Below are 23,812 nucleotides of genomic sequence, written 5' to 3' on the forward strand. Positions count from 1 at the left end.
GGGCGGTCCGGCAGCGGTCAGGCCGGCACGATCTCGTCGCCGCGGCCGAGGAGGTCGGCGTGGAACGCGGTCTGCGTCAGGGCGCTGGCGAGCAGGAACCCGGTCATGGTCTCGATGCCGCCGCTGAACGGCACGTGCGTGGCGACGTCGTACAGCGTCGGCCGCTCGAGCGCGTCGAGGGCGTCGGCGACGTGTCGCGACCGCTCCTGGCGGTGCTGCGCCAGCACGTGCGCCCGCGAGAGGACGTCGGCGAACCGGTACTCGTGCCCGGGACAGACCTCGAGGTGGGCGTACGGCTCGAGCCGTCCGAGCGAGGACAGGTAGTCCCCGAGCGGGTTCGTGTCGGTGCGCCCACCCAGTCCGATGCCGGAGTTGATCCGCGGCAACACGTGGTCGCCGGTGAAGAGGAGCCCGTCGGCCTCGTCGACGAAACAGCAGTGTCCGTCGGTGTGCCCGGGGGTCCAGAGCGTCCGCACCGACCGGCCCGCGATCGGCAGGTCGTCGCCGTCCTCCAGGAGCAGGTCGGCGTACGGCTCGGCGAGCCGTCCCATGCCGATCCGTCGGCCGCTCCCCCACGCGGCCACCACGTCCGGCACGAGGGCGTCCGGGAGTCCCCACGAGGCGATGTCCGCATCGGTCGCCGCAGCGTCCACACGCTCGCGGTGGAGCGCCTCGACCTCCCGCCGGTGCATCGCGACCCGCGCACCGCTCGCCCGCCGCACCGCAGCCGCAGCGCCGAGGTGGTCGGCGTGCAGGTGCGTCACGACCACGAGCCCGACGTCGTCGAGCGTTCGCCCCATCACGGCGAGCCCCTCCTGGAGCGCGCCGAGGTCGTCGTCGGCGGACCACCCGGGGTCGACGAGGGTCAGCGAGCCGTCGTCACCCTCGAGGACGTACACGAGCGTGGCGTCGGGCACCCCGAACCGGAACGGCACCGCGAGGGTCCACACGCCCGGACGGAACTCCTCGACCGGCGGGAGCACACCGTCGCGCAGCGCCGCCGCCTGCACGGGACTGGTCGGCACTGGTGCACGCGCCGGCTCTGGTGCACGCGCCGGCACTGGTGCACGCGCCGGCTCTGGTGCACGCGCCGGCTCTGGTGCACGCGCCGGCTCTGGGGGCGGCGCCGGAGGCACGGTCGTCACGCCACCACCCTACTGACGCGCGCCGATGCGCCGGACCCGCACCGACCCTCCCGGACGACCACCTCCCGTCCGCGCACGCCACCCCGCCTGTCCAGGGGCGACCATGCCCGCGATCGGCGCGTTGGCCGATCCGGTTCGCTCGCCGCGGGGATCGCGAACCGGATCGGCCAACGCGAGAACTGGGAACCCGTCCCCGCCGCGGCCGAGCGCCGGACCCGACCCCGCCGCAGTCGAGCGCCGAACCCCGACGTCCCGCCCGACGCCGCCGCCACCACCGGGCGAGTAGACAGGCCGCATGGACATCGCTCCCATGCTCGCGAAGGCCGTGCCGACGGTGCCGGAGCCGGACAGTGTGCGCGGCGGCCTGCGCTACGAGCCGAAGTGGGACGGGTTCCGCGGCGTCGTGACGGTCGACGGCGACCACGTCGAGATCGGCAGTCGCGGCGCCAAGCCGCTGACGCGGTACTTCCCGGAGCTCGTGACCGCGTTCCGCGACCAGCTCGGGGGCCGTGACCACCCGGTCGTCCTCGACGGCGAAGTGGTGGTGCGCTCCGGCGGACCCGGTGCCGAGCACCTCGACTGGGACGCCCTGACGCAGCGGATCCATCCCGCCGAGTCGCGCATCACGAAGCTCTCCCATGAGACGCCGGCGCAGTTCGTCGCGTTCGACCTACTGGCGACCGACGGCGAGGACCTGACCGACCGACCGTTCGACGACCGCCGTGACCGGCTCGAGCGACTCGGGGAAGGACTCGCCGACCCGCTGTTCGTCACGCGGACGACACTCGACGTCGACCTCGCCCGCGAGTGGTTCACCACGTTCGAGGGCGCCGGGCTCGACGGCGTCGTCGCGAAGCCCCGGGCGCGGCCGTACGAACCGGGCAAGCGCACGATGCTCAAGGTCAAGCACCACCGGACCGCCGACGTCGTCGCGATCGGCTACCGGATCCACAAGAGCGGGCACGGGGTGGGATCGCTCCTCGTCGGGTTGTACGACGAGGACGGGGAGCTGCGGCAGGTCGGTGGCGTGTCCGCGTTCTCGGACCGGCGGCGCGCGGAGCTGGTCGAGGAGCTCGAGCCGGTGGTCGTCCGGGACACGGACGGGAGGCCCGTCACCGGTGACGGGGAGCGGTCGCGGTTCTCGTCGGGTCGCGACACGTCGTTCGTCCGGCTGGCGCCGTCGCTCGTGCTGGAGGTCCGCTACGACCAGATGGAGGGCGACCGGTTCCGGCACACGGTCCAGTTCGACCGCTGGCGGCCGGACCGGGACGCCGCGTCGTGCCGGTTCGACCAGCTCGAGGTGCCGGTCGCCTGGGACCTCCGCAACGTCCTCGAATGAGGACCGAGCTGTCCGATCTCCGCTCATGTGCTCGACTTAGTTAGCCTACCTAGTAACCTCGGGGCAGGGAGGAACACATGGTCATCGACGGCATCAGCGAAACCCACCGCGGCACCTGGTCGCGACTGACCCGACTCAACACGGCGAGCATCTCGCTGCCGATGCGGACGACCCGCGTCGACGAAAGCGCGCCCGTGGTCGACGAGCGGAACTAGGCCTTCCTCGCGCGGGACGGCTGGACTCGCGGGGGCTCGCCCGGCATCTTCGGGAAGTCCGGCGGGAACGGCAACTCGCCGAGCCCGTCCGCCAGGTCACGCTCCCACCACGCGAGCAGGGGCCCGACGTCTCCCGGCTCGGCGTGCATGGTCTCCCACGGATCGCCGTGCGCACGCAGCCGGTCGGGCACCGTGCGCACCGTGAACGTGGTCGGGTCGACCGCGTCGAGCTCCTCCCACGTGACCGGCGTCGAGACGCTCGCGTGCGGCAGCGCCCGAGGGCTGTAGGCGCCCGCCATCGTACGGTCGCGGTTCGCCTGGTTGAAGTCGACGAACACCCGCTGCCCGCGCTCCTCCTTCCACCACGCCGTCGTCACCCGGTCCGGCATCCGCCGCTCGAGCTCCCGTGCTGCGGCGATCACCGCGTGCCGCACGTCGAGGAACTCGTGCTCGGGGCGCACCGGCGCGAAGACGTGCAGGCCGCGGTTCCCGCTCGTCTTGATCCACGCGGTGAGCCCGACCTCGGCGAGCACCTCCCGGAGCTCGTGCGCGACCGGCACGGTGTCGCGGAAGTCGGTGCCCGGCTGCGGGTCGAGGTCGATGCGGAGCTGGTCCGGGTGGTCGGGGTCCTCGGCGCGGGAGGCCCACGGGTGGAAGACGACGGTGTTCATCTGCGCCGCCCAAACAGCGACGGCCGGCTCGTCGACCACCAGCTGCGGGTGCCGCCGACCGCTCGGGTAGGTGACCATCACGTCGCGGACGTAGTCGGGCGCGCCCTTGGGCGGGTTCTTCGAGAAGAAGTCCTCGCCGTCGACACCGCCGGGGAACCGTTGCAGCGAGATCGGCCGGTCGCCGTTCGCGCGCACGAACGCGTCACCGACGGCGACCAGGTACTGCGCGAGGTCGAGCTTCGTGATGCCCGACTCGCTCCAGAGCACCCGTGACGGGCTGCTGATCCGGATCTCCCGGTCGCCGTCGGGCCCCGGGACCGTCAGCGTCGTCGCCTCGCTCGCCATGCAGCGGAAGCTACACGTGCGTTCCTGCCACTGCTCCGAGCAGGATGGGTCCGTGACGGCGTACCTCGGGGTGGACCTGGCGTGGGGACTCGGCTCGGAGCGGAAGCCCGCGAACGAGACCGGGCTCGTCGCGATGGCCTCCGACGGGACGATCACCGACGCCGGCTGGGCCCGCGGGGTGGACACGGTGACGACGTGGATCGCGGAGCACCTGGGGCCACGGACACTCATCGCCGTCGACGCCTCCCTCGTCGTGACGAACCCGACGGGCATCCGCGAGGCCGAACGGCAGGTCGGGCAGCGCTACGGCCGGTGGAAGGTCGCGGCCAACCCGACGAACCTCGGCTCCGCGGCGAGCGCCGGTGCCCGGCTGCTGGAGCGGTTGACGGCGCTCGGCGTCGGTTACGTCGACAGCACGGCCGCGATGCGGGAGCGGACGGCTCCGGCGGTGTTCGAGTGCTACCCGTACACGACGCTCGTCGGCGTCGAGGAGCTCGGCCACGACGACGAGCGCCCCCGGTACAAGCGGCTGGACACGCGGATCCCGCCGGCCGAGGCCCGTGCCCGCCGCGCGGTGGCGTTCGACGAGCTCGTGCACCGGATCCGGACGACGCCGCTCGACCCTCCGCTGCTCCTCGACTCGCATCCGCTGACGGCCGGGCTCGCCGAACCCTCCGGGGTGCACGGGCCGACGCACAAGCACCGGGAGGACCTGCTCGACGGCGCCCTGTGCGCCTGGACCGCCGCGTTCTGGGAGCGGCACGGCGACGGACGCGTGCAGGTGCTGGGACGTGATCCGGGCCTCCCGTCCGACCCGGCAGAGCCGCCGGACGAGGCGGGCCGAAGGCCCGTCATCGTGGCTCCTGCCCGACCGTCGCAGCGGCGGCACCTCGGTAGGCTGGACGGGTGACGACGACTACCGATCCCCTGCGCATCGGGCTGGTGTCGCTGCACACCTCCCCCGGCGACGAGCCCGGCTCCGGCGAGGTCGGCGGCATGAACGTCGTCGTCCGCCACCAGGCCGAGGCCTTGGCGGACCGCGGCCACCACGTCGACATCATCACCCGCCGGTCGTCGCCGACGCAGCCGGACTCGGTGTCCCTCGTGCCCGGGGTGTGCCTGCGGTTCGTGTCCGCCGGGCCTGCCCAACCGGTGCCGAAGGGCGAGCACGATGCGTTCATCGCCCCGTTCCGCGACGAACTCGCGCACCTCGGTCCGTTCGACGTCCTGCACTCCCACCACTGGTTCTCCGGCGCGGCGGCCCTGCCGGTCGCACGGGAGCGTGGTGTGCCGCACGTGCAGTCCTTCCACTCGATCGCGGCGGACGACGACACGCCGCTGTCCGAGGGCGAGCGGCCCGAATCGGCGGGGCGGCCTGCGGGCGAACGGCTGCTGGCCCGCGAGTCGGACGCCGTGGTCGTGGTTTCGTCCGCCGAGGCGGAGACCGTCCGGGAGCGCCTGGGCGGTGACCCCTCGCGGGTGTGGATCGTCCCGCCGGGGGTGGACGGCTCGGTGTTCCGCCCGGCGTCCGCCGGCGCGCGGCGCGCGGACGTGCCGTACGTGGTCGCCGCGGCACGGGTGCAGCCGCTCAAGGGCCTCGACCTGGCGATCGAGGCGATCGCCGGCATCGACCGGGAGGCACGACCCACCCTCGTCATCGCCGGGGACGCCTCGAGTGAGGCGGGCGACTACGTGGAAGAACTGCGCCGGCTCGCCGCCGCGCACGGCATCGCCGACCGCGTCACGTTCGTCGGTCCGCAGTCCCGCGCCGACCTGGCGTTCCTGTTCCGTGGCGCGGCAGCCGTGCTCGTCCCGTCGCACTCGGAGACGTACGGGCTCGTCGCGCTCGAGGGCTCCGCTTCCGGTGTGCCCGTCGTCGCCGCTGCCGCCGGTGGGCTGCGCGAGGCCGTGGTCGACGGGGAGACCGGGGTGGTGCTCGAGTCGCGCGACCCGGCTGTCTGGGCCGACGAGATCGCGCACATCCTGACCGACGACGCGTACGCCGCCGGGCTCGCCGCGGCCGGTCGCGAGCACGCCGAGCGGCTGAGCTGGGAACGGTCGGCTGCGGGACTCGAGCAGGTCTACCGTCGAGTCCTCGGCCGGGAGTGACCGGGGCGTGCCCGTGATCGACCTCACCCGGTTCTGGGCAGCGCTCGACGCGGTGCCAGCTGCGGCCGACGCCGAGGCGCTGTACGACGTGTCGACGGCGGCCGGTCGGCTGCGGCGGACGAACCTGTCGCGCTACCTCGACGCCGTCGCGCCCACCGCGGGCATGCTCCTCGTGGCCGAGGCGCCCGGGTGGCGGGGCATGACGAACACGGGCGTGCCGTTCACGAGCATGCGGGAGCTCGGTGCCGGGTACCTCGCGCCGGAGGAGCCGACCGCGCCGTGGGAGGCGTCGTCCCGGGTGGTGCAGGCCGTCCTCGCCGACTGGCGCGGGCCGCTCCCGGTGACGTGGGCGGTGTTCCCGCACCACCCGTTCCGGGCTCCCGACCGGCTGACGAACCGGACGCCCCGGCCGCAGGAGGTGCGCGACGGGGCGCCGGTCGCGCTGGCGTTGCTCGAGGCGCTGCGGACGCGGCGCACGGGTGGCGGTGCCGGGGGTGCCGCGGCCGATGCCGATGCCGATGCCGATGCCGATGTACGGGTCGTCGCGGTCGGGCGCAAGGCGCAGGGTGCGCTGGCGCTCGCGGGGATCGACGCCGTGGCCGTGCGGCATCCGGCTCAGGGTGGCGCGACGCAGTTCACGGCGGAGATGCGTGCGCTCCGCGACGCCTGACGGCCGCACCCGCGGCGCGTGACCGCACGTCAGGCGGAGCGGACCTCGACGCCCTTCGCCGCGAGCCGGTCGGCGACGTGTGCGGGCAGCGGCGCGGCGGCGTACACGACGCGGAGCTCCGGCAGGTCGAGCACGTCGTCCCAGTTCTGCACGTCGTACCGGTCGTCGGAACCGTCCCACCCCGGGTGCACGTCCTGCAGCACCTCGAGATCGCTGTCGACCGTGAGCTCGGTCACGAGCGCCAGCTGCGACGGCAGGAGGTCGAGGTCGTCGTAGTACTCGCGCGCTCGGTCGTCCTGCCCGTCGACGCCGAGGTCCTCGTCGGTCTCGTCGGCGTCCCCGGGGTCGTAGGGCTGCACGACGTCGAGGTCGTAGCAGAGCACGTCGAGCACGAGCAGCTTCGCGGCGAAGTCCGCGAACTCGACGGGCTCCTCGGGGGCGTTGGTCTCGTCGTCCATGGCTCGGAGCGTAGTGATCGGTGCCCGAGCCGGCGTTCGGCTCCTCGGTGTCCGCGGGAGCACGGGCGTGTTGCGAGCAGCAGGGAGAAGCCTGTGAGACTGGACAGCAAGGCGTCCCCCGGAAGAGGGTGGACCATGGCTTCCACCACGAAGGACCGCGCAACCGGCGAGCAGATCGAACTCCGCCGCGTCATCGGACCGAAACTCCTGCTGCTGTTCATCGTCGGGGACATCCTCGGCACGGGTGTGTACGCGCTGACCGGTCAGGTCGCGGCCGAGGTCGGCGGAGCAGCGTGGCTCCCCTTCCTCATCGCGTTCGCGGTCGCCCTGTTGACGGCGTTCTCGTACCTGGAACTGGTGACGAAGTACCCGCAGACGGCCGGTGCCGCGCTCTACGTCCACAAGGCGTTCGGCATCCACTTCCTGACGTTCATCGTGACGTTCATCGTGATGTGCTCGGGCATCACCTCGGCCTCGACGGCGTCACGTGCGTTCGCGGCGAACCTCGGCGCGGGGTTCGGGCTGGAGCTGCCGAACGCCGTCGTGATGCTCATCGCGATGGGCTTCATGCTGGCCGTGATGGCGGTCAACTTCCGCGGGGTGAGCGAGAGCGTGAAGACGAACGTGGTGCTCACCCTCGTCGAACTGTCCGGTCTGGTGATGGTCATCCTCATCGGGTTCTGGGCGATCGCGGGCGGGAACGCGGACTTCTCCCGGGTGGTCATGTTCGACACCCCCGAGGACAAGACCCTGCTGCTGTCGGTCTCGACCGCGACGTCGCTGGCGTTCTTCGCGATGGTCGGCTTCGAGGACTCGGTCAACATGGCGGAGGAGACGAAGGACCCCTCGCGGATCTTCCCGAAGGTGATGCTGACCGGCCTCGGCATCACGGCCGTCATCTACGTGCTCGTGTCGATCTGCGCCGTCGCGGTGGTCCCGATCGGTGAGCTGGCCGGCAACGAGACCCCGCTCGTCACCGTCGTCCAGACGGCCGCACCGGACTTCCCGATCGGTCAGCTCCTGCCGTTCATCTCGATGTTCGCGGTCGCCAACACCGCGCTGATCAACATGATGATGGCATCGCGTCTGCTGTACGGGATGAGCAAGCAGGGCGTCCTGCCCGGGTTCCTCTCGCGGGTCTCCCCGGCCCGTCGCACCCCGTCGACGGCGATCGTCTTCACCACCCTCATCTCGCTGGCGCTCATCGGCTGGGTGTCGCTCAACCCGGACTCCCCGATCGTCGTGGTCCTCGGCGGCACGACCTCGCTCCTGCTCCTCTCGGTGTTCGCCGTGGTCAACGCCGCGGTCCTCGTGCTCCGGCGCGACCACGTCGAGCACAAGCACTTCCGGGCCGGGGTCGTCGTGCCGCTGATCGGCGTCGTGACCTGCGCCTGGCTCGTGCTGCCGTGGTCGTCCGGTCGGGACCCGCAGCAGTACGAGATCGCGGGCGGGCTGCTCGCGCTCGGCATCGTGCTCTGGGTGGTCACGTGGTTCACGCACGGCCGGAAGCGGGCCGAGAAGGCGCCGACCGGCCTCGTGACCGAGCCCACGGCGGTGCAGCACACCGCAGACGACGACCACGCCGAGCACCACCGCGGCTGAGACCCGGCGGCGCACCCGATCGACCAGCCCCGATCGACCAGCCCCGACCGCGCAATCGGCCCCCGATCGGGCGGGAGCGGACCCCCAGGCATGACCCGTACCCTCGTCATGCCCTGAACCGCTCCCACCCGGAAGGACCCGCATGCGCCGAGTCGGCATCACGCTCGCCTCGGTGTTCGGCGCCGGGGTCCTCGCCGCGGTGGTGGGCGTCGTCGTGCTCGTCGTGGTCGCCGTGAACTCGCTGTCCGGTTCCGCCCGGACCGCCGCGGACGCCGCCCCCACCTGCCCGGCGGCCGCCACGAGGACCGTCAGCGGCATCGCGGTGCCCGCCGGCCCGGTCGCCGGGTTCTGCCAGGACCGGCTCGTGAACGCGGCAGCGGTCATCGCCGCCGCGAAGGCCCTCGGCATCGGCCCGCACACGCAGGCCGTCGGGGTGATGACCGCGATCGGCGAGTCGAGCCTGGTGAACCTCGACCACGGCGACGCCGCCGGCCCCGACAGCCGCGGACTGTTCCAGCAGCGGGACAACGGCGCCTGGGGCACGTACGCACAGCGCATGGACCCGTACACGGCCGCCTCGATGTTCTACGCGAAGCTCGTCAAGGTCCCCGGCTGGAAGACGATGACCCCGACGCAGCTCGCGCACGCGGTGCAGATCAACTCGGACCCGGACCACTACGCGAAGTTCTGGCCCGAGGCGAAGGCCGTCGTCGAGGGACTGACCGGCGAGACCGTGCCCGACGTGGCTCCGCAGGGCTGAGCACCGCCGGCCCGACCGCTGCCGGGACGCCCGGCGCACGCTCGAGCGGCGCACGGCCGCCCACCGGTCAGGCCGCCAGCTCGTCGAGCTCGAGCATCTCCGCGCCGCGCTCGTGCACGATCACCTGGCCGCGGAGTCGGACCCGGCGCTCGTCGAACGCGCATGCACAGGCGTCCACCCACTCCCAGTCCATCAGGTGGGCGTCGTCCACCCCGGGCCGTTCCCACCCGAGGACCACCTCCTCCGCACCGATCTGCTCGACGACGTCGGCGATCAGCGCGGCGAAGTCCTCCACCCGTTCGTCGGGCTGGTACGGCAGGTCGGACACGGGGAGCAGGAGCGGGATCGGCTGCCCGCGCCCGGCGAGGAACACCACCCAGCACTGCCGGATCTGCGGGCGGCCGACGAGCTCGTGGACGAGGCTGACGACGTCGGCGTCGGTGCGGACGGGTTCGGACGGGAGGCGAGTGGTCTTCTCGGTGTCTGGCATGCCTCCAGCGTCGCGGCCGCCCCGGTCACGCGGGCGTTCCCAACCGAAGCTGTGGACAACCGGACCCCGCGGCCTTCCTGTGCAGGACAAGCTTCCAGCGCCGAGCGGACCGAGCGGAGCGGACGGACCGGTCAGAACGGACGGACCGGTCAGATCCCCCGCGTGATCGCCGCGTCCACCAGCAGCCGGCAGGCGAAGAACACGACGACGACCGCCGTGATGCCGACCACCGGGATCGGCCACGCGAGCCGACGCCGCACCATCCGCGACAGCGCGACCACCAGCGCCAGCACGAGCACGACGCCGCCGAGCACGGGACCGACGGACACGACCGCTCCCCCGAGCGCCGCGTTGCAGCTGTTGCCGGGGGCGGCGCACGAGGAGAACTGCAGCGACAGCAGCCGGATGGCCCACCCCGCGGCGAGCGCCTCGAGCGCGAGCACGACCAGCAGGACGACCGTGGCGACCACGTCCGCGACGCGACGGCCGCCGGTCAACGGGTGCCGCGCCTCCCGTCCGGTGCGCGGTGGGACGCCGCTCGCCGACACCGACGACCCGGCCGACCGGCCACCCGCGCCGTCACCGGTCCCGCCGTCCACCGGCCCGCGTGCCCGCGCCGCCGTCCGCACGTCGATCACGCTCCCGACCGCGGCCCACGGGTCGACCACAGGGCAGCGGCGACGAGGAGCGGTTGTCCGAACAGGCGGGCGAACCGCTTGCCGTCGGTGTCGAGCCCGAACGCCGACCGCTGGTTCATCCACTGCGCGATGTTGCCGGGGAACACGGCCACGAAGAACCACGCCGCGACCGTGCCGACCGTGCGGCGTGCCGACCGGGGCGCGAGCAGCAGCGCCGAGCCGAGGCCGATCTCCGCGACGCCCGAACCGAGCACCACGGCGTCGGTGTCCAGGGGCAGCGACTCCGGCACCTGCGCCCGGAAGTCCTGGCGGGCGAACGTCAGGTGCGACGTGCCGGCGAAGACGAGGGCCAGTCCGAGCAGGATCCGGAGGAAGGAGCGCATGACCCCATGGTGCTCGTCACGGTGGACGCGCGTCCGGCGACCCTCGGGAGTCGGACACATCCGCCGGGCGGTCGCTAGGTTCGGACGCATGGGAGCAGTCGCCCGGGACCACGAGCCGCCCGCCGCCCCGGCCACCGTCGCCGTCCTGCTGGCACCGGTGTCGTTCTACCTGGGCCTGTACCTGCCGGTCTCGTCGACCGTGCGGCACGTGCTCCTCGGCACGGTGTTCGGCGCCGTCGGTGTCCTCTGCGGCTGGCGGGCGACCCGCATCGCCGGGCGTCGGATCGCGGTGCGCGTGTGGTCGTGGGTCGGGATCGTGATCGGCGGAATCGGACTCGTGATGCTCTGGTGGCAGGTGCTCTCGCTGCTCACCGGCAACGCGTTCCCACCGCCGTTCTGGTCGCCCTACGCCCACCCGTGAGGTGCGGCGGCGCCGGCCGCCGCCCCGGGAGGGTGCCGCTGAAGCGACAGCCTGTTGGCGCACGGCCCGAGCGGACTGTCGCTTTGGCGGAGGTGTCGGGTCGCGAGGGCGTGGGTCGAGACGGCGCGGTCGCGACGGCGCGGGTCGCGACCGGCCGCCGGACGGGAGGCACGGTGCGGGCCCGCCACGCGCCTCCCGACCGGCAGGTGGTCACCAGCCGAACGTGCCGGCTCCGCCCTTGAACGGGCCGACGACGCGCGACGTGATCCACCCGCCGTAGAAGTCGCCCTCCTGGGCCTGCACGACCTCGCCGCCGACCTCGCACGAGTCCATCGCCGACGGGTAGACCGCGACGCGCTCGCGCAGCTGCTCGTAGCCCGGCTCCGGGGTCGGGTAGTTCCACGCAGCGCGCGGAGCCGTGACGCCGCCGCCGCGGACGTCGAAGTACCGGGCACGTCCCTTGAACTCGCACATGCTCGAGCCCTCGGCGGGTTCGAGCGTGCCGGGGGCCAGGTCCGCCACCGGCAGGTAGTACACCGGCGGGTGGGAGGTCTCGAGGACCCGCACGGCGTCCGTGGTGTCGGCGACGACGACCCCACCGAGCCGGACGACGACCCGCTCGGCGACGGGTTCGACGGCGGGCGGCCGGGGGTAGTCCCACACCGACTCCTGGCCCGGTCCTGGTTCGATCCGCTGGGGTCTGCGCATGCACCCGTTCTACCGCCGCCGGACCGGAGCCGCCCGTGAGGGTGCAGAGTGGAGCGATGACAACGACGTCACCACGTGCGACCCTGTTCCGCCGCAAGCCCATCGACACCATCGAGGACGAGGCCGGGACCGAGGGCGGCCTGCAACGGCACCTCGGGCTCTGGCAGCTCACCGCGATCGGCATCGGCGGCATCATCGGCGCGGGCATCTTCACCCTCGCCGGGACCGTCGCGCACGGGATCGCCGGACCCGCCGTCCTCATCTCGTTCCTCGTCGCCGGGGTCGCGAGCGCCGCCGCCGCCCTGTCGTACGCGGAGTTCGCGGGACTCATCCCGAAGGCCGGCAGCGCCTACACGTACGGGTACGCCGTGCTCGGCGAGATCGTCGGGTGGTTCATCGGCTGGGACCTGCTGCTCGAGTACACCGCGATCGTGGCCGTCGTCGCGATCGGCATCTCCGGGTACGTCGGGTTCCTCGTCGGCCAGTTCGGCGTCGACCTGCCGGCGTGGATGCTCGGCGCGCCCGGCACCGGGGACGGGCACGTGGTCGACGTGTTCGCGATCATCCTCTGCCTGCTCACCGCGTTCGTCCTCACCCGGGGCATCCGGAGCGCGGCCCGGTTCGAGCTCGTCGCGGTCGGCATCAAGGTCGGCCTCGTGGTGCTCATCGTCGTGCTCGGGGTGTTCCACATCAACAGCGCGAACTACTCGCCGTACTTCCCGTTCGGGTTCGGCGGCGTGATGACCGGCGCCGCGACCGTGTTCTTCGCCGTGTTCGGCTACGACGCCATGTCGACCGCGGCCGAGGAGTCGAAGGACGCCCGGAAGCACATGCCGAAGGCGATCCTGCTGTCGCTCGGCATCGCGATGATCCTCTACGTCCTCGCGACCCTGGTGCTGACCGGCATGCAGAAGTACACCGACATCGACCCCGCCTCCGGCTTCTCGTCCGCGTTCGCGTCGGTCGGCCTCGGCGGCGTGGCGAACGTCATCGCGATCGGTGCCATCGTCGGCATCGTCACCGTGCTCATCACCTTCATGCTCGGGGCGTCCCGCGTCTGGTTCTCGATGAGCCGCGACGGGCTCATGCCGAAGTGGTTCGCGCACACCGACCCGAAGCGGCACGTCCCGACCCGGGTGACGTGGATCATCGGCATCGCGTCGGCGGTCCTCGCGGGCCTGCTGCCGATCAGCATCGTCGCCGAGCTCACGAACATCGGGATCCTGCTCGCGTTCGTCGTCGTCTGCTCCGCCGTGATCGTGCTCCGCTACCGGCAGCCCGACCTCCCCCGCACCTTCAAGCTGCCCTTCATGCCCGTCATCCCCGCGATCGGCGTCATCGCGTCGCTGTGGCTCGTGACGTTCCTGCAGTGGGAGACGTGGGTGCGGTTCGCGGTGTGGTTCGCGATCGGGCTCGGCGTGTACCTGGGGTACTCCCGGAAGCACAGCAAGCTGGCGGGTTCTGAGCCCGTCAAGAGCCAGTAGTCCGCAAATCGTCCGCAGAATCGGCCATGGAGCTCATCAGCGCCGACGCTGCAGCCCGGGTGCGGTCCGCAGCGTCGGGCCAGATGTGGGCGTAGACCTCGAGCGTGATAGCTGGCGAGGAGTGGCCGAGGGCTCGCGAGACGGCTACCGCGTCCAGCCCTCCGCGGATGAGTCCGGACGCGTAGTGGTGTCGCATGTCGTGCGGTGTGATGCCGGAGATGCCGGCCGTGCGGCACGCATTGACGAAGTAGTGGCGGAGCGCGGTCGGGGACGGCGGATGGCCGAACATCCACCCCTGTTCGCCGTGCACGCCCACATGCTCGATGTGCAGCGAGAGTCGTTCGACCAGGGCATCCGGTACCGGCACCACGCGCTCTGACCCGTGCTTGGGTCCGACGATGTCGAGTCCTCCGACGCGGTTCTGGATCTGGCGCTGCACGTGGATGGTCCGTCGGAGGAAGTCGATGTCCCCGACTTGCAGAGCGGCAGCCTCACCGATCCGGAGGCCGGCGTACGCCATGACATCGACGAAGGCAGCCCAAGCGGGGTCGATGGCTGCACGGATCGCGCGCACTTCCGCGGGCGACGGCACTTTCATCGTGTGCTGCGTCTTGCGTGCGACGGGCAGCTTCACACCGTCGAGTGGGTCAGCAGCAAGTCGTCGGTCAACGATCGCGGCGCGGAGCGTCATCCGGACGTAAGCAGCGCGTGTCTTGACGGTCGTCGGCGCGAGCCTGCTCGCGAGCTCCTTGACGTACGCCTCGCCGTGCGAACGCCGTAGTCGTCCGAACGGCACCGACTTGAAACTGCACTCCCCCACGGCTCGGTCGGCGAGGCGCCGAGTGTTGTCGGTCCACATCTGCCGGCTCGACCAGTCGGCGTAGAACTGCTCGAGTGTGCCGCGGCTCTCCGCTGGCGCGACGTAAGTGCCAGTGAGACGTGACGATGCGACCTCGTCCAGCCATGTTTGTGCGTCGCGCTTCAGCTTGAAGTGCTTCGCGTGCTCCTTGCCGTCGTCATCGCGGTAGCGGGCTCGCCACTTCCCATTCGGACGCTGTTTGATGCTCATCGAAGGACCTCCGGTTGACGGATGAATCCCGAGGCCTTCGCCTTCGCAATCCAGTTCGCGGCGGTTCGCGGGGGCAGGCCGAACTGCCGTTCGACTGCCTTAGCCGGGGGCTGCGAAGAGAGCTGCGCGATCATGTAGCTCTGCGCGATCAGCTGAAGGTTGCTGTCTATCGGGCCCCGGTTCCTGATCACGTCGCCGATCTCACCGGCCGCGTACCGGGGTTCGCCTTCGGGTCCGAACCAGCTCAGGAGTGACTGCGCGGGTTCGCCTTCGTTCATATGCACGAACACTCCTCCGCTCACGCCCAGTCGTGCAATCTCCCCAACACGGACCTGACGCAGCAGGACCGAGTTGATCTCGTGCAAGTCGTTCTCGCGGAAATCGAGAGCTGACGTCGCAGCGCTCCGCAGCTTCGCCTCTGAATCGATGCCAACCTCGACACTTCTGACGAGGTACCGCACCTCGGGGACCGAGAACAGCATGGTCATCTTGACGTAGTGGTCCCACGAGTCGTCGCTGACGAAAACCTCGAGCCACGAGACCAGGTTCGCACCGATGTCGAGACAAATGTCCGCGTCGCGGGGGCCAGGGACTCGGCCAGATGACGTCCGCACAGTTACCTTCACTCGCCTCATTATGCCGAGGGTTGACACGGCTCCGCAATCCCCTACTATGGACACCAGCGGAGCCATGACAAGGCAACGCCACTGCGGCAGAAAGGTCGCGTCAGCTTCAACGCTGAAGTCCGAGACCCACTGTTGCCTTACCCGAAGGAGCAACCTTGACGATCCTCAGAGACACGAAAGAAGCGGGGCCTCAGTTCCGCAAGTCGGAAGCCGCCTTCCGGTGGTGGATGAAGCAGCCCGACTTCCCCCTACCCATCGTTCGCATCGGGCGCCGTGTGTACGTCACGCAGGAGTCCATCGACAAGTTCTTCGCGGACGCGACCAAGGACGCGGCGCGATGAACAACCCCAGCGTCTTTCGCCACGACCAGCTCGACCTCCGCGCGGGCATCGACGAGCAGGGCGAACCCTGGTTCGCCGCTGCCGACGTCGCCCGGTTCCTCGGCCACCGAGACGCCGCGAACCTCGTCCGCTCACTCGACCCGGACGAGAAGGGTACTCACCAGACGAGTACCCCCGGCGGATCGCAGCTCATCACCACCATCACCGAGGCCGGTTTCTACCAGGCGATCATGCAACGGCAGACCGGCCGGATGGATGAAGTGCAGGCCGCCGCGATCAAGCGGTTCCAGCGGTGGGTGACGCACGACGTGCTCCCCAGCATCCGCCGCACCGGCTCGTATGCGGCGCCGGTCCAGTCGGACGACGAGATCGTGGCTCGGGCGCTGCAGATCACCGCGGCTCGTGTGCAAGCGCTTGAGGCAAAGGTCGCCGAGGACGCGCCGAAGGTGCTGTTCGCCGACTCCGTCGCGACGTCGCAGACGACGATCCTCGTCGGCGACCTCGCGAAGATCCTCAAGGGCAACGGCTTGGACATTGGCGGTACGCGCCTGTTCGAGCTGCTCCGCAACGACGGCTACCTGATCAAGCGGCAGGGCACCGACCGGAACATGCCGACGCAGAAGGCGATGGAGCTGGGCCTGTTCAAGGTGAAGGAGACCGCGGTCACGCACTCCGACGGTCACGTGACGATCTCGAAGACGCCGAAGGTGACGGGCAAGGGTCAGGCGTACTTCGTGAACCGGTACTCGGCGCTTCGGGCGGTGGCCTGATGGGCCCCGCCATTGACCACCAGCTTGGTCCCGTCATCCGCCGGGTGCGCGAATCGCACCAGCTGGACGCTCAGGAGATCGCCGCGCGAGCGGGCATCAGCACTCGAATCCTCCTGCGGGTCGAAGCCGGCGAGGTCGCTCCAACAGATAGCTGGATCCGTCGGGTCACGTTCGCCATCGCGAGCCTCATGCCCACCCCGCAGCCCGCCTGCGAGGTCGTGGGTTGCGACGGGACCCATCAAGACCTGCGCCAGATCATCGGCGCCAAGAAGAAAGCCCCTGGAAACCAGAGCGCCAACTCTGCCAGGGGCGAGATCGAAACCAACCGCCAGGAAGGAACGACCATGTCTACGAACATCACGGTACAGGAAACGACTGACGCAGCGCGACCCCCGAAGGGGTGCATGACGCTGGGGTGCGACAGCTCAGGGATGCACGAGGCGAACGAGCCGCTGTGGCACCACGCCTCGAGCTTCAGCAGTGAAGGCTGGGAGGTCTCGGTCGACCGCTTCGAGGGCCAGCTCAACAAGTGGGCCGTGTACGTCACTGTCGAAAACGACGACGCCCTCTCGGTCGAGAACTTCAGGGCTCTTGCTGTTGCTCACGAGAAGGCGACCGCTCTCGCCACCTCGCTGAACCGTCACCCTGCGGCGGTGGCCCGATGAGCGCGTGGGAGCCGACGCCGGCTGAACGTCGCAAGTACGCCGGCTACGAGGTGGAGTTCCGGGAGGCGCGGGCGCACGCCGTCCGCATCACCGAAGTCGACGGGCAGGTCGGGCGTGCGGTGACGCTCTACTACCGGATCCCGTCGCTGCGAAAGTTCGTCGTCTACTACTACGCCGACACCTCGGCGCGAGAGCGTCGCCTCATCACCTCATGGGGTCGCGCGCTGCCGTCCGGCGGATGGGCACGACACGCTGACCGTTGGCGGCGGCGTCGCATCGCGGGGCGATCCGTTCACGTGCAGGAAATCGCTGTGCTCGCCGAAGACCCATTCGCGCAGCTCGAGCTCGAGCTGATGATCGACGCAGACAGCGAGGTGACGGCATGAAGCGCGGGACCGTCGTCGGCATCAACGACGACCCGGCATGGGCGCAAGTCTCGGAGTTCGACGATGACCGCGTCGCCTACCACTGGGCCGAGCTGCTCACGATCGACCTCCCTGGCGTCGTCGGAGAAGGTGGGGTGAGCCCCGCCGTCTGCGTCGAACGGGTGGACCAGGTGACCGCAGACGAGCAGCAGATGGTCGTCGGCGACTACACCGCCACCCTCGACCTGCAGGCGGCTGTCTGCCGCCTCTCCGGGCCGGACGACCTCGATGCAATCGCTGCAGCGTTCCGCTCTGCCGGCGACAGGCTGCGCGCCTTCATCGCCGCTGAGGACGTCACGAGCATCACGACGCCGACACCTTGCGCGAAGAGCATGGGGGCGTGATGGCAGTGTCGCAATCGCTGCTGATCGATCCGGACTTCATCCCAATTCGAGCTGCGCTCGTTCGGGAGCTCGGCGCTATGGAAGCGATCGTCTGGCAGCTGATCTACTTCCGAACGGCCGAACGCAGCCCGCACCGGTACGAGCAGGAGGGGCAGTCATGGTGGCGCGCCAACCGGGAGGAACTCGCCCTGGCGTCAGGACTTTCTCCGGACCAGGTGAAGCGCGTCATCGCCAAGCTCGAGAAGTCTGGCCACCTCGTCGCGGCTGAACACCGGGACGGCGGCATCACGGACCGGACCAAGTCCTACCACTGCGTTACGGACGAATCCGCGCAGTCGATTGGTGCGAATCCGCCCAGTCAAGAGCGGGGTGATTCCGCCCACTCTTCCTCTAAGAAGTCAGAAGAAGGAGTGAGTACTTCGAACTCACCACCATCGGACGGATCCGCACTCTCGGAGCTCTTCGAGGAGGCGTGGAAGCACTGGCCGAAGAAGGACGCGCGGAAGCCCGCCTTCGAGAAGTTCCAGCTGCTCATCCGGGACCGAGTAATGAGCGCCGAAGACCTCGCCGCCGCGATCGTCCGGCATGGAGACGCGTACGCCGCCTCAGGACGTGACGTCCAGTTCGTCCCGGGGCTGCGGCCGTGGCTCCATCAGAGGCGCTGGTCCGATGACCTCGCTCGGCCCGCTACCACTCAGCCCAAGCAAACCGCATTCCGCCGCAACCTCAGCACCGTCGAATACTTCGCCCAGGAGGCACAGCATGAACAAGCTCGAGCTCTCGAAGCTGCTCACCACGTTCTCCCTCGTTGACCACCGCAACGTCGACCCAGAGACCGTCAACGCCTGGTACGACGTACTTGGCGACCTCGACGTGGACTTCGCTTATCGGGCGGGCGTGGAGCACTTCCGTGAGTCCACGGACTATCTGACGGCAGCGCACATCGTGGCCGGCGCCATGCGGCTGCAGAAGCGCAACGCAGCCGATGTCCGCGAGGGCCAGGCTCGTGGCGTCGTCCCCTCCGACTGGCCGGCGTCTCGGGCTCTGACACCGCAGCTGGCTGACGCTCTGGCAGCAGATCGCGTTGCTCGCAGCGGCGTGTGGATCGGAAAGTCCTGGTTTGAGTCCTGGGACGACTTCCACGAGCACGAAGAGCAGCGAGTACTCGCGATGGAGAAGGCCGGATCGGGAGCGATCGCGCGTCCGGCCGAGCCCGCGGCGCAGGAGTATCTCCGATGACCTCGCCCGAGCCCAACGCCACCGCTTTCGACCGAAACAGGAGCAGCATGACCCCGCACCAGCATCAGGAGGAGACCATCGACCCCGTCGCGCTGCTCTCGCTGGCAGCCGCCCGAGCCCGCCACCGGCTCAACGAAGCACCCGGCCTCATCGCCTACATCCGCACTCTGGTCGTCCCTGCGGGGGCACAACGATCGGACGGGCTCCCCCGGCCCGCCTCAAAGGAAGCTCCGGCGCCTCTCCGAGTCGATGCGGTCGACGAGTCTGACTCTGCCTACGCGCAGCTGCTCAACTGGGTGTCGTACTGGTCGGACGAGTTGCGCATCGCTCCCCCGGTCACGGCGACGTACGCGTGGGCCAACGGGCGGGAAGTGCAGGGCTTTCGGGCCGGCGTCACTCCGGAAGGTGCTGCAGCGCTGGTGCTGAACGTAACCATGTGGCTGCTCACCCACCAGGACAAGGTCGAACGACACCAGCAGGCCGGCGCCTACTTCGACGACGTCGCTACCATCGTCTGGGAGCTCCGCAAGAAGTTCCCGCGCGACGGGCGCGGCCTCCGTCCGGTACTTCCCCGGCCCTGCTGGCTCTGCGGCGGCGAGTCGATGGGGGTCGAATGGCATTCTTCCGAGCTGCGCGACTTCACTCTCGTCTGCTCGTACTGCGGCGCCGAAGGCGACACGGCGCTCCTCTTGAAGGAGGCGGACGTGCGTCTGCTCCTCGGCGACATGCGAGCAGAAGACGCCCACGAACCCACCACCTGGTGGACGAAGAAGCAGGGCGCTCGTGAGATGAGAATCACACCGCAGACCCTCAACCGGTACATCCAGAACGACGGCCTGAAGACCCACACGGCCGATGGCGAGGTGTACGTCAACGCCGACCAGCTGCGGGAGATCTGGCGGAACAAGCGAGCACGCGACCGGAATCCCCGGGCGGCTCGGATGGCCTCGTAGTCGATCGGACGGGGCGCTGTCGGTAGAACGGCGCCCCGTCCGATCGCATCAAGAGTGCTGGTCGTCATCGACCCACTGCATGGACTTCAGTCGCAGTCGCCGTTGGTCCGGTGTCAGAGTGTTGGTTCGCCACTCGGTGATGAAGGTGCTGCGTCGCTTGAAGGCTTCGGCGCGCTTGTAGCGGGGCTGTTTTGATGCAGCCTCGAAAGCATGCAAAACGTCCTGCACCACCGCCCTGTCCCCGCGGCGAGATGTCAAAAGTGCGACCTGCAGGGCAGCGCGCAAGTCACCCTCTCGAGGCGTCGCGAGCGTTAGGCCGATCGAATCCCAAGCATCGGGACTCGAGATGCGGCGGTCGATCAGAGCTTGCTCCTCATTCCCGACCTGCCTAGTCCACTCCTCCGCCTCGTCGGCCGCTCGATGAGCAGCCTGGATCACCTTGGCAAGTGACTCATCGAGTCGGGTGCGGTAGGCAGCTCGCCGCTCGATGGCGACAGGCAGCAAACCCACAGCTGCGCCAGCCAACGTCGCGATGAGCGTACTCAGGAACGCAACGGGATCCCAGCCCCCGAGACTCGCCCGCAGTTGGTCGATGGCATGGACGATTCGTTCGAGATCCGGACTCACCTGGGCAGGATATTCGACCGAGGCATGCTCGCCCGAGATGGTGGGCGGGGCTCGGTTGGGCCTCAGTTCTGGTGCGGGGGTCCGCTAGATATGGTGATTTCGGGCACGGTCCAGCCGAGCTCCGGCTGGCTGCGAACCACATCCTCTCCGGCAGCACGGCCGGCCGCAGCGACCGCAGCCTCTAGTTCTGGAACCCGCTGTGCGTTCAGCTCGCGAAGCAGCGTTGCAAGGCGTCGCAGCTGCGTGATTCCGGTCGCATCATCAGCGACCCGTCGGGCAGAAAGATAGCCGGTTCCGACAACGTCCCAGGGGTCCCCTGGTCGCGTAACGATGACGCCGATACGAAGTTCCGACTGGTCTGAAACGGCGTGAGCGACGTGACGGTTTCGCATCGCAATGATGTGACGATGGAAGTTGACTGCGCTTGGGCCGGCGACTTCGCTGATGCTGCGCTCTGTGATCTTGTCTCTGCGGCCGCTGTTGAAGCACCGCGCATATGAGATAACTGCCGACTCGTACAAAGCCTGTACGAGTGGTCCTTGCTGCCCGAGCCGTCCAGCAAGCAATTCATCGCAGCAAGCGATGACGTGGTCCAGGTCACCGATGTGCTCCAATGCTCGACGAAGCTCGTCGACCTCCGGTCCGTTCAGCTGGTGAGCGGGCAGCTCAACGCCGAGCGCATCTTCCATGTACGAAGCCTAAAGCCGCTGGACGTGTCGATGCATCTCCGACCTTCAAAGCTCGCTCCACATGGTGCGCCAGAACAATAGCTATGTTGCGAACACGGCTCGGAGCTGACGCATCGGCTCCCGGTAAGGAGACCCGACCGCATGGGAGTCGTTCAACGGCGGAAGGAGCTCCCCAATGATGGCAGCTTCAGCATCGGCAGGGCCCGGCAGCTCTAACACTCCGTGATCATCAATGTGGGCAGGTGTTCGCCTCTCGGCTATGATGTTCGTAACACCGCATGCCCGCCCGAGATGGCGGGCATTGTCGTTTCATCATCCGCCGGGGTTCACGATGGCGACTAGGACAAGCGCCGCGCCGACGAAGCTGGCCCAAACCGCGACGGCAGACACCCAACCAGAGGCACGCTTAGCGTCGGCACCCCACTGGTCCCACATCGCCGTGATTCCCTGAAGGACGACGGCGAACCCAACGAACGCGGCTCCGATCAGGTCCGCTTGTTCACGAGCCCAGCCGTCTTCGGGTGAGTACGCCACGAAGGACCAAGCCGCGAGCCCAAGAGCAATCGCGACAACGATGACTCCAACGAACGACGTCCACAGTTCCCAGCGCTGAACCGGCTTCGACGCGATCTGCCCGTTGAGTGACCGTGTCTTCTCGTCTAGCTGATTGAGCTCTGCTTGTAGTTGTGTGATGGTTCGCGCCACGCGGGCCGTGCGCTTCGCCAGTTTCTTCCTCTTCCAATCTTTGAACACATCTCAGCTATCGGCGCTTCGGGTGTAGCCGTTAGCTCGGGATGGGAGCGCTGCCGCGAGTTGGGCTCGCCGGCAGCACATGGTGGTCAAACCCACCCGCTGAGTAACACAGCGACAACAAATCGCCTACGGATCCGGGCTGCGAACGGCGGTGCGCCAGGCACCGAGGGTCGAGCGGACGTCCACCGCACCTGGCACCACATACTTCCTCGTCGACCCGCAGATCACACACCGCCATCGCGCTGCGTCGAGTCACGAGGAGCTACCTGGCCGAGACCCCTGACGGAAGCCGCGACTGACGATGCGGACCGCAGACGGGTCGGCCGACCACCATCGAGGAGGACGTCATGGCTGACCCGATCGTCGAGACCGTGTACTGCGTCGCCCGCGGCAAGCAGGCCATCACGTCGTACGTCACTACTGAGGACGCCGCGGCGAACGACCTGTACCGGGTGCAGCAGAACATGCGCGCCGCGATGCTGGAACCGGACGTGTACCTCGCCACCGTGTCGAAGACCACGAGCTACGGGGAGCCGGTCGAGGTGAAGGCATGAGCGCGGCGTGGGCACCGATGATGGCTCCTCCGCTCCCGCTCCGAAACGACGCCGAGCGGAACACATGTCCGCACGCCTACCCTGACGAGGACTGCCTCGGTGGGGTCACCCACATCGACGACAGCGGGGACGTCTACTACGCCGCGCTGACGCCCGAGGAGCGCGCCCGCGGCGAGTTCGACCAGGCCGCCTACCTCGACCACCTCCGGCGAGTAGCGGCGGCCTTCCATGTCCGGTGACCTCAGCCTCGGCGAGTACCGGGCCGCGAAGCTCAACCTCCTCGCCGGCATCGAGGCGAACCTCGCCCTCATCGTCGCGAACACCGGCCACGCCGACGTGCACCTCACCACCGAAGCCGTCGAAGCCGCCTGGGAGAACCAAGGGCAACGGATCGACGCGGACATCGTCATCGAAACCATCCGCTCACTCGGCATCGACGTCGACTGAACGGGGTACGAAAGGCTCGGCTGAGACGGGCCGAGAGGTAATCAGCCTCCGAAACGGGGTACATCGTGAGCATGGGACACCGACAGCGGCGCACCGCGTCCGAGTGGGACGCCTTCAGCCGATGGGGCCGGCGGTACCTCGCGTACATCCAACGCCCCGGCGTGCGCAGCAGCATCAAGCGAGGCGCACGCCGACGCGACCGGCACGAGGCGCGGCAGGCGGTACGCAATGAGCACTGACGACGACGTCAGCAGCCACCGAGTCCGCTCCAACCGGTGGCCCCAACCCGCACCCCCGCACCCCTCCGCGGCCCTCGGACAAGCCGTCGAGGACGTGTACGACGCGTTGGAAGACCGGGGCTGATGCCTACTCGCCCACCGGTGCGATGCTCAACCCTCGACTGCGACGAACTCGCCACCAACCGGGGCCGGTGCGCTGACCACCAGCGGAAACGCAAGAGCGGCGCACACCGGGTAATCCCAGGCGACGACAGAGACACCCACCGATGGCGGACAGAGTCACGCCGCTACCTGGTCATGCACCCACAGTGCAAACTCTGCGACCAGCCCTCGACCGACGTCGACCACATCGTGGAGATAGCCGACGGCGGAGCCATGTGGGACCACGCCAACTGGCAGCCCCTCTGTCACCCACACCACCTGACCAAGACCAAGCAAGCAGCACGCAACCGTGCAGCACGCCTTGCCAAGCAACGCCGAACCGAAGCCAACGAACCATCCCTCGCGATGAGGATGTGGAACCAACTCCCCTGATCGGGCGCAGCCACCTGACGGTGAGCATCGCAGGGCAGTCCACATCCCATTCGAGGCGGTTGTTCGAACGTGATTTCGAAAATCCGGGAAATTCGGCCC

At 69.2% G+C, this 23,812-nt stretch carries 32 protein-coding genes; 20 read left to right on the forward strand and 12 right to left on the reverse strand.

The features are described 5' to 3' along the window. Positions 1 to 17: 17 nt before the first annotated feature. Positions 18 to 1,025, reverse strand: a complete 1,008-nt coding sequence (locus Csp2054_RS08900) for an MBL fold metallo-hydrolase (protein ID WP_176491629.1) — start codon at positions 1,023 to 1,025, stop codon at positions 18 to 20. Between the two features lie 415 nt (positions 1,026 to 1,440). Between Csp2054_RS08900 and Csp2054_RS08905 the strand changes: the two genes are divergently transcribed. Next, positions 1,441 to 2,484, forward strand: a complete 1,044-nt coding sequence (locus Csp2054_RS08905) for an ATP-dependent DNA ligase (protein WP_096898951.1) — start codon at positions 1,441 to 1,443, stop codon at positions 2,482 to 2,484. 77 nt (positions 2,485 to 2,561) lie between these two features. After that, a complete protein-coding gene (locus tag Csp2054_RS18075) occupies positions 2,562 to 2,699 on the forward strand; it encodes a hypothetical protein (protein WP_176491630.1) in 138 nt (45 codons plus the stop codon). On the opposite strand, the gene ligD is transcribed toward Csp2054_RS18075, so the two are convergent. Continuing rightward, entirely contained in the window at positions 2,696 to 3,715 is a 1,020-nt protein-coding gene (ligD, locus tag Csp2054_RS08910; RefSeq protein ID WP_176491631.1) for a non-homologous end-joining DNA ligase, read from the reverse strand. The genes Csp2054_RS18075 and ligD overlap by 4 nt on opposite strands. A gap of 52 nt (positions 3,716 to 3,767) precedes the next feature. Between ligD and Csp2054_RS08915 the strand changes: the two genes are divergently transcribed. Genes Csp2054_RS08915 through Csp2054_RS08925 form a run of 3 tightly spaced genes read left to right on the forward strand, consistent with a single transcriptional unit; the run spans position 3,768 to position 6,494 of the window. Continuing rightward, positions 3,768 to 4,625: a DUF429 domain-containing protein gene (locus Csp2054_RS08915; protein WP_176491632.1), complete on the forward strand. Its 858-nt coding sequence runs from the start codon at positions 3,768 to 3,770 to the stop codon at positions 4,623 to 4,625. Then, positions 4,622 to 5,824, forward strand: coding sequence for a glycosyltransferase (locus Csp2054_RS08920; RefSeq protein ID WP_096898952.1), 1,203 nt, complete (start codon positions 4,622 to 4,624; stop codon positions 5,822 to 5,824). Before Csp2054_RS08915 ends, Csp2054_RS08920 begins: the two co-directional genes overlap by 4 nt. Positions 5,825 to 5,831: 7 nt before the next feature. Continuing rightward, positions 5,832 to 6,494 carry a uracil-DNA glycosylase gene (locus Csp2054_RS08925; protein WP_255252678.1) on the forward strand — a complete coding sequence of 221 codons (663 nt, stop codon included), beginning with the start codon at positions 5,832 to 5,834 and terminating at the stop codon, positions 6,492 to 6,494. Positions 6,495 to 6,523: 29 nt separating this feature from the next. Here Csp2054_RS08925 and Csp2054_RS08930 read toward each other — a convergent pair whose 3' ends face one another. Beyond that, complete coding sequence (locus Csp2054_RS08930; protein ID WP_096898953.1) at positions 6,524 to 6,952, reverse strand: DUF6892 domain-containing protein; 429 nt, start codon at positions 6,950 to 6,952, stop codon at positions 6,524 to 6,526. 135 nt (positions 6,953 to 7,087) lie between these two features. Here Csp2054_RS08930 and Csp2054_RS08935 point away from each other — a divergent pair, with 135 nt between their 5' ends. Together Csp2054_RS08935 and Csp2054_RS08940 are read left to right on the forward strand one after the other, a co-directional pair. Continuing rightward, a complete protein-coding gene (locus Csp2054_RS08935; protein ID WP_096898954.1) occupies positions 7,088 to 8,554 on the forward strand; it encodes an APC family permease in 1,467 nt (488 codons plus the stop codon). A 142-nt stretch (positions 8,555 to 8,696) separates the two neighbouring features. Further along, entirely contained in the window at positions 8,697 to 9,314 is a 618-nt protein-coding gene (locus tag Csp2054_RS08940) for a hypothetical protein (RefSeq protein ID WP_096898955.1), read from the forward strand. 67 nt (positions 9,315 to 9,381) lie between these two features. Here the strand turns inward: Csp2054_RS08940 and Csp2054_RS08945 are convergent, their stop codons facing one another. The 3 genes from Csp2054_RS08945 to Csp2054_RS08955 all read right to left on the reverse strand — a co-directional run bounded on the left by Csp2054_RS08945 (position 9,382) and on the right by Csp2054_RS08955 (position 10,825). Further along, positions 9,382 to 9,804, reverse strand: coding sequence for a hypothetical protein (locus tag Csp2054_RS08945; protein WP_096898956.1), 423 nt, complete (start codon positions 9,802 to 9,804; stop codon positions 9,382 to 9,384). A 149-nt stretch (positions 9,805 to 9,953) separates the two neighbouring features. Next, positions 9,954 to 10,442, reverse strand: coding sequence for a DUF6264 family protein (locus tag Csp2054_RS08950; RefSeq protein ID WP_141399193.1), 489 nt, complete (start codon positions 10,440 to 10,442; stop codon positions 9,954 to 9,956). After that, positions 10,439 to 10,825, reverse strand: coding sequence for a hypothetical protein (locus tag Csp2054_RS08955; RefSeq protein ID WP_096898958.1), 387 nt, complete (start codon positions 10,823 to 10,825; stop codon positions 10,439 to 10,441). Before Csp2054_RS08955 ends, Csp2054_RS08950 begins: the two co-directional genes overlap by 4 nt. Positions 10,826 to 10,913: 88 nt before the next feature. Here Csp2054_RS08955 and Csp2054_RS08960 point away from each other — a divergent pair, with 88 nt between their 5' ends. Then, positions 10,914 to 11,246: a hypothetical protein gene (locus Csp2054_RS08960; protein ID WP_096898959.1), complete on the forward strand. Its 333-nt coding sequence runs from the start codon at positions 10,914 to 10,916 to the stop codon at positions 11,244 to 11,246. A gap of 210 nt (positions 11,247 to 11,456) precedes the next feature. Here Csp2054_RS08960 and Csp2054_RS08965 read toward each other — a convergent pair whose 3' ends face one another. Continuing rightward, entirely contained in the window at positions 11,457 to 11,954 is a 498-nt protein-coding gene (locus Csp2054_RS08965) for a DUF427 domain-containing protein (protein ID WP_096898960.1), read from the reverse strand. Positions 11,955 to 12,010: 56 nt separating this feature from the next. On the opposite strand from Csp2054_RS08965, the gene Csp2054_RS08970 reads away from it, so the two are divergent. Further along, positions 12,011 to 13,438, forward strand: coding sequence for an amino acid permease (locus Csp2054_RS08970; protein ID WP_096898961.1), 1,428 nt, complete (start codon positions 12,011 to 12,013; stop codon positions 13,436 to 13,438). Here Csp2054_RS08970 and Csp2054_RS08975 read toward each other — a convergent pair. Together Csp2054_RS08975 and Csp2054_RS08980 are read right to left on the reverse strand one after the other, a co-directional pair. Beyond that, on the reverse strand, positions 13,425 to 14,507 hold the full coding sequence (locus Csp2054_RS08975) for a tyrosine-type recombinase/integrase (protein ID WP_096898962.1): 1,083 nt from the start codon (positions 14,505 to 14,507) through the stop codon (positions 13,425 to 13,427). The two genes, Csp2054_RS08970 and Csp2054_RS08975, sit on opposite strands and share 14 nt — an antisense overlap. Continuing rightward, positions 14,504 to 14,995: a hypothetical protein gene (locus Csp2054_RS08980; RefSeq protein ID WP_141399194.1), complete on the reverse strand. Its 492-nt coding sequence runs from the start codon at positions 14,993 to 14,995 to the stop codon at positions 14,504 to 14,506. The genes Csp2054_RS08975 and Csp2054_RS08980 overlap by 4 nt, the downstream gene beginning before the upstream one ends. Positions 14,996 to 15,288: 293 nt before the next feature. Between Csp2054_RS08980 and Csp2054_RS08985 the strand changes: the two genes are divergently transcribed. From Csp2054_RS08985 to Csp2054_RS09020, 8 genes are read left to right on the forward strand one after another with little or no spacing between them, the layout of a single operon-like run. Then, a complete protein-coding gene (locus tag Csp2054_RS08985) occupies positions 15,289 to 15,474 on the forward strand; it encodes a hypothetical protein (protein ID WP_096898964.1) in 186 nt (61 codons plus the stop codon). Next, on the forward strand, positions 15,471 to 16,244 hold the full coding sequence (locus tag Csp2054_RS08990; protein WP_096898965.1) for a phage antirepressor KilAC domain-containing protein: 774 nt from the start codon (positions 15,471 to 15,473) through the stop codon (positions 16,242 to 16,244). The genes Csp2054_RS08985 and Csp2054_RS08990 overlap by 4 nt, the downstream gene beginning before the upstream one ends. Continuing rightward, a complete protein-coding gene (locus Csp2054_RS08995) occupies positions 16,244 to 16,909 on the forward strand; it encodes a helix-turn-helix domain-containing protein (protein WP_096898966.1) in 666 nt (221 codons plus the stop codon). The genes Csp2054_RS08990 and Csp2054_RS08995 overlap by 1 nt, the downstream gene beginning before the upstream one ends. Then, a complete protein-coding gene (locus Csp2054_RS09000) occupies positions 16,906 to 17,295 on the forward strand; it encodes a hypothetical protein (RefSeq protein WP_096898967.1) in 390 nt (129 codons plus the stop codon). Before Csp2054_RS08995 ends, Csp2054_RS09000 begins: the two co-directional genes overlap by 4 nt. Next, positions 17,292 to 17,678 (forward strand): hypothetical protein, encoded by a 387-nt coding sequence (locus Csp2054_RS09005; protein ID WP_096898968.1) that lies wholly within the window; start codon positions 17,292 to 17,294, stop codon positions 17,676 to 17,678. Before Csp2054_RS09000 ends, Csp2054_RS09005 begins: the two co-directional genes overlap by 4 nt. After that, positions 17,675 to 18,490, forward strand: a complete 816-nt coding sequence (locus Csp2054_RS09010) for a hypothetical protein (RefSeq protein WP_096898969.1) — start codon at positions 17,675 to 17,677, stop codon at positions 18,488 to 18,490. Before Csp2054_RS09005 ends, Csp2054_RS09010 begins: the two co-directional genes overlap by 4 nt. Then, positions 18,441 to 18,917, forward strand: coding sequence for a hypothetical protein (locus Csp2054_RS09015; protein WP_096898970.1), 477 nt, complete (start codon positions 18,441 to 18,443; stop codon positions 18,915 to 18,917). The genes Csp2054_RS09010 and Csp2054_RS09015 overlap by 50 nt, the downstream gene beginning before the upstream one ends. Beyond that, the gene (locus tag Csp2054_RS09020) at positions 18,914 to 19,870 is read left to right on the forward strand and encodes a hypothetical protein (protein ID WP_096898971.1); all 957 of its coding nucleotides are present in this window, start codon (positions 18,914 to 18,916) and stop codon (positions 19,868 to 19,870) included. The genes Csp2054_RS09015 and Csp2054_RS09020 overlap by 4 nt, the downstream gene beginning before the upstream one ends. A gap of 48 nt (positions 19,871 to 19,918) precedes the next feature. Here the strand turns inward: Csp2054_RS09020 and Csp2054_RS09025 are convergent, their stop codons facing one another. From Csp2054_RS09025 to Csp2054_RS09030, 3 genes are all read right to left on the reverse strand, one after another. Then, positions 19,919 to 20,497 carry a hypothetical protein gene (locus Csp2054_RS09025; protein WP_096898972.1) on the reverse strand — a complete coding sequence of 193 codons (579 nt, stop codon included), beginning with the start codon at positions 20,495 to 20,497 and terminating at the stop codon, positions 19,919 to 19,921. Positions 20,498 to 20,559: 62 nt separating this feature from the next. Further along, positions 20,560 to 21,186, reverse strand: a complete 627-nt coding sequence (locus tag Csp2054_RS17740) for a hypothetical protein (protein WP_141399195.1) — start codon at positions 21,184 to 21,186, stop codon at positions 20,560 to 20,562. Positions 21,187 to 21,498: 312 nt separating this feature from the next. Next, positions 21,499 to 21,939: a hypothetical protein gene (locus Csp2054_RS09030; RefSeq protein WP_096898973.1), complete on the reverse strand. Its 441-nt coding sequence runs from the start codon at positions 21,937 to 21,939 to the stop codon at positions 21,499 to 21,501. 347 nt (positions 21,940 to 22,286) lie between these two features. Here Csp2054_RS09030 and Csp2054_RS09035 point away from each other — a divergent pair, with 347 nt between their 5' ends. From Csp2054_RS09035 to Csp2054_RS09045, 3 genes are read left to right on the forward strand one after another with little or no spacing between them, the layout of a single operon-like run. Continuing rightward, positions 22,287 to 22,493, forward strand: a complete 207-nt coding sequence (locus tag Csp2054_RS09035) for a hypothetical protein (RefSeq protein ID WP_096898974.1) — start codon at positions 22,287 to 22,289, stop codon at positions 22,491 to 22,493. Continuing rightward, complete coding sequence (locus tag Csp2054_RS09040; protein WP_096898975.1) at positions 22,490 to 22,732, forward strand: hypothetical protein; 243 nt, start codon at positions 22,490 to 22,492, stop codon at positions 22,730 to 22,732. The genes Csp2054_RS09035 and Csp2054_RS09040 overlap by 4 nt, the downstream gene beginning before the upstream one ends. Continuing rightward, positions 22,722 to 22,940, forward strand: a complete 219-nt coding sequence (locus tag Csp2054_RS09045; RefSeq protein WP_096898976.1) for a hypothetical protein — start codon at positions 22,722 to 22,724, stop codon at positions 22,938 to 22,940. The genes Csp2054_RS09040 and Csp2054_RS09045 overlap by 11 nt, the downstream gene beginning before the upstream one ends. Positions 22,941 to 23,812 lie beyond the last annotated feature (872 nt).

Source organism: Curtobacterium sp. 'Ferrero' (assembly GCF_002412165.1).
Taxonomy (GTDB): domain Bacteria; phylum Actinomycetota; class Actinomycetes; order Actinomycetales; family Microbacteriaceae; genus Curtobacterium.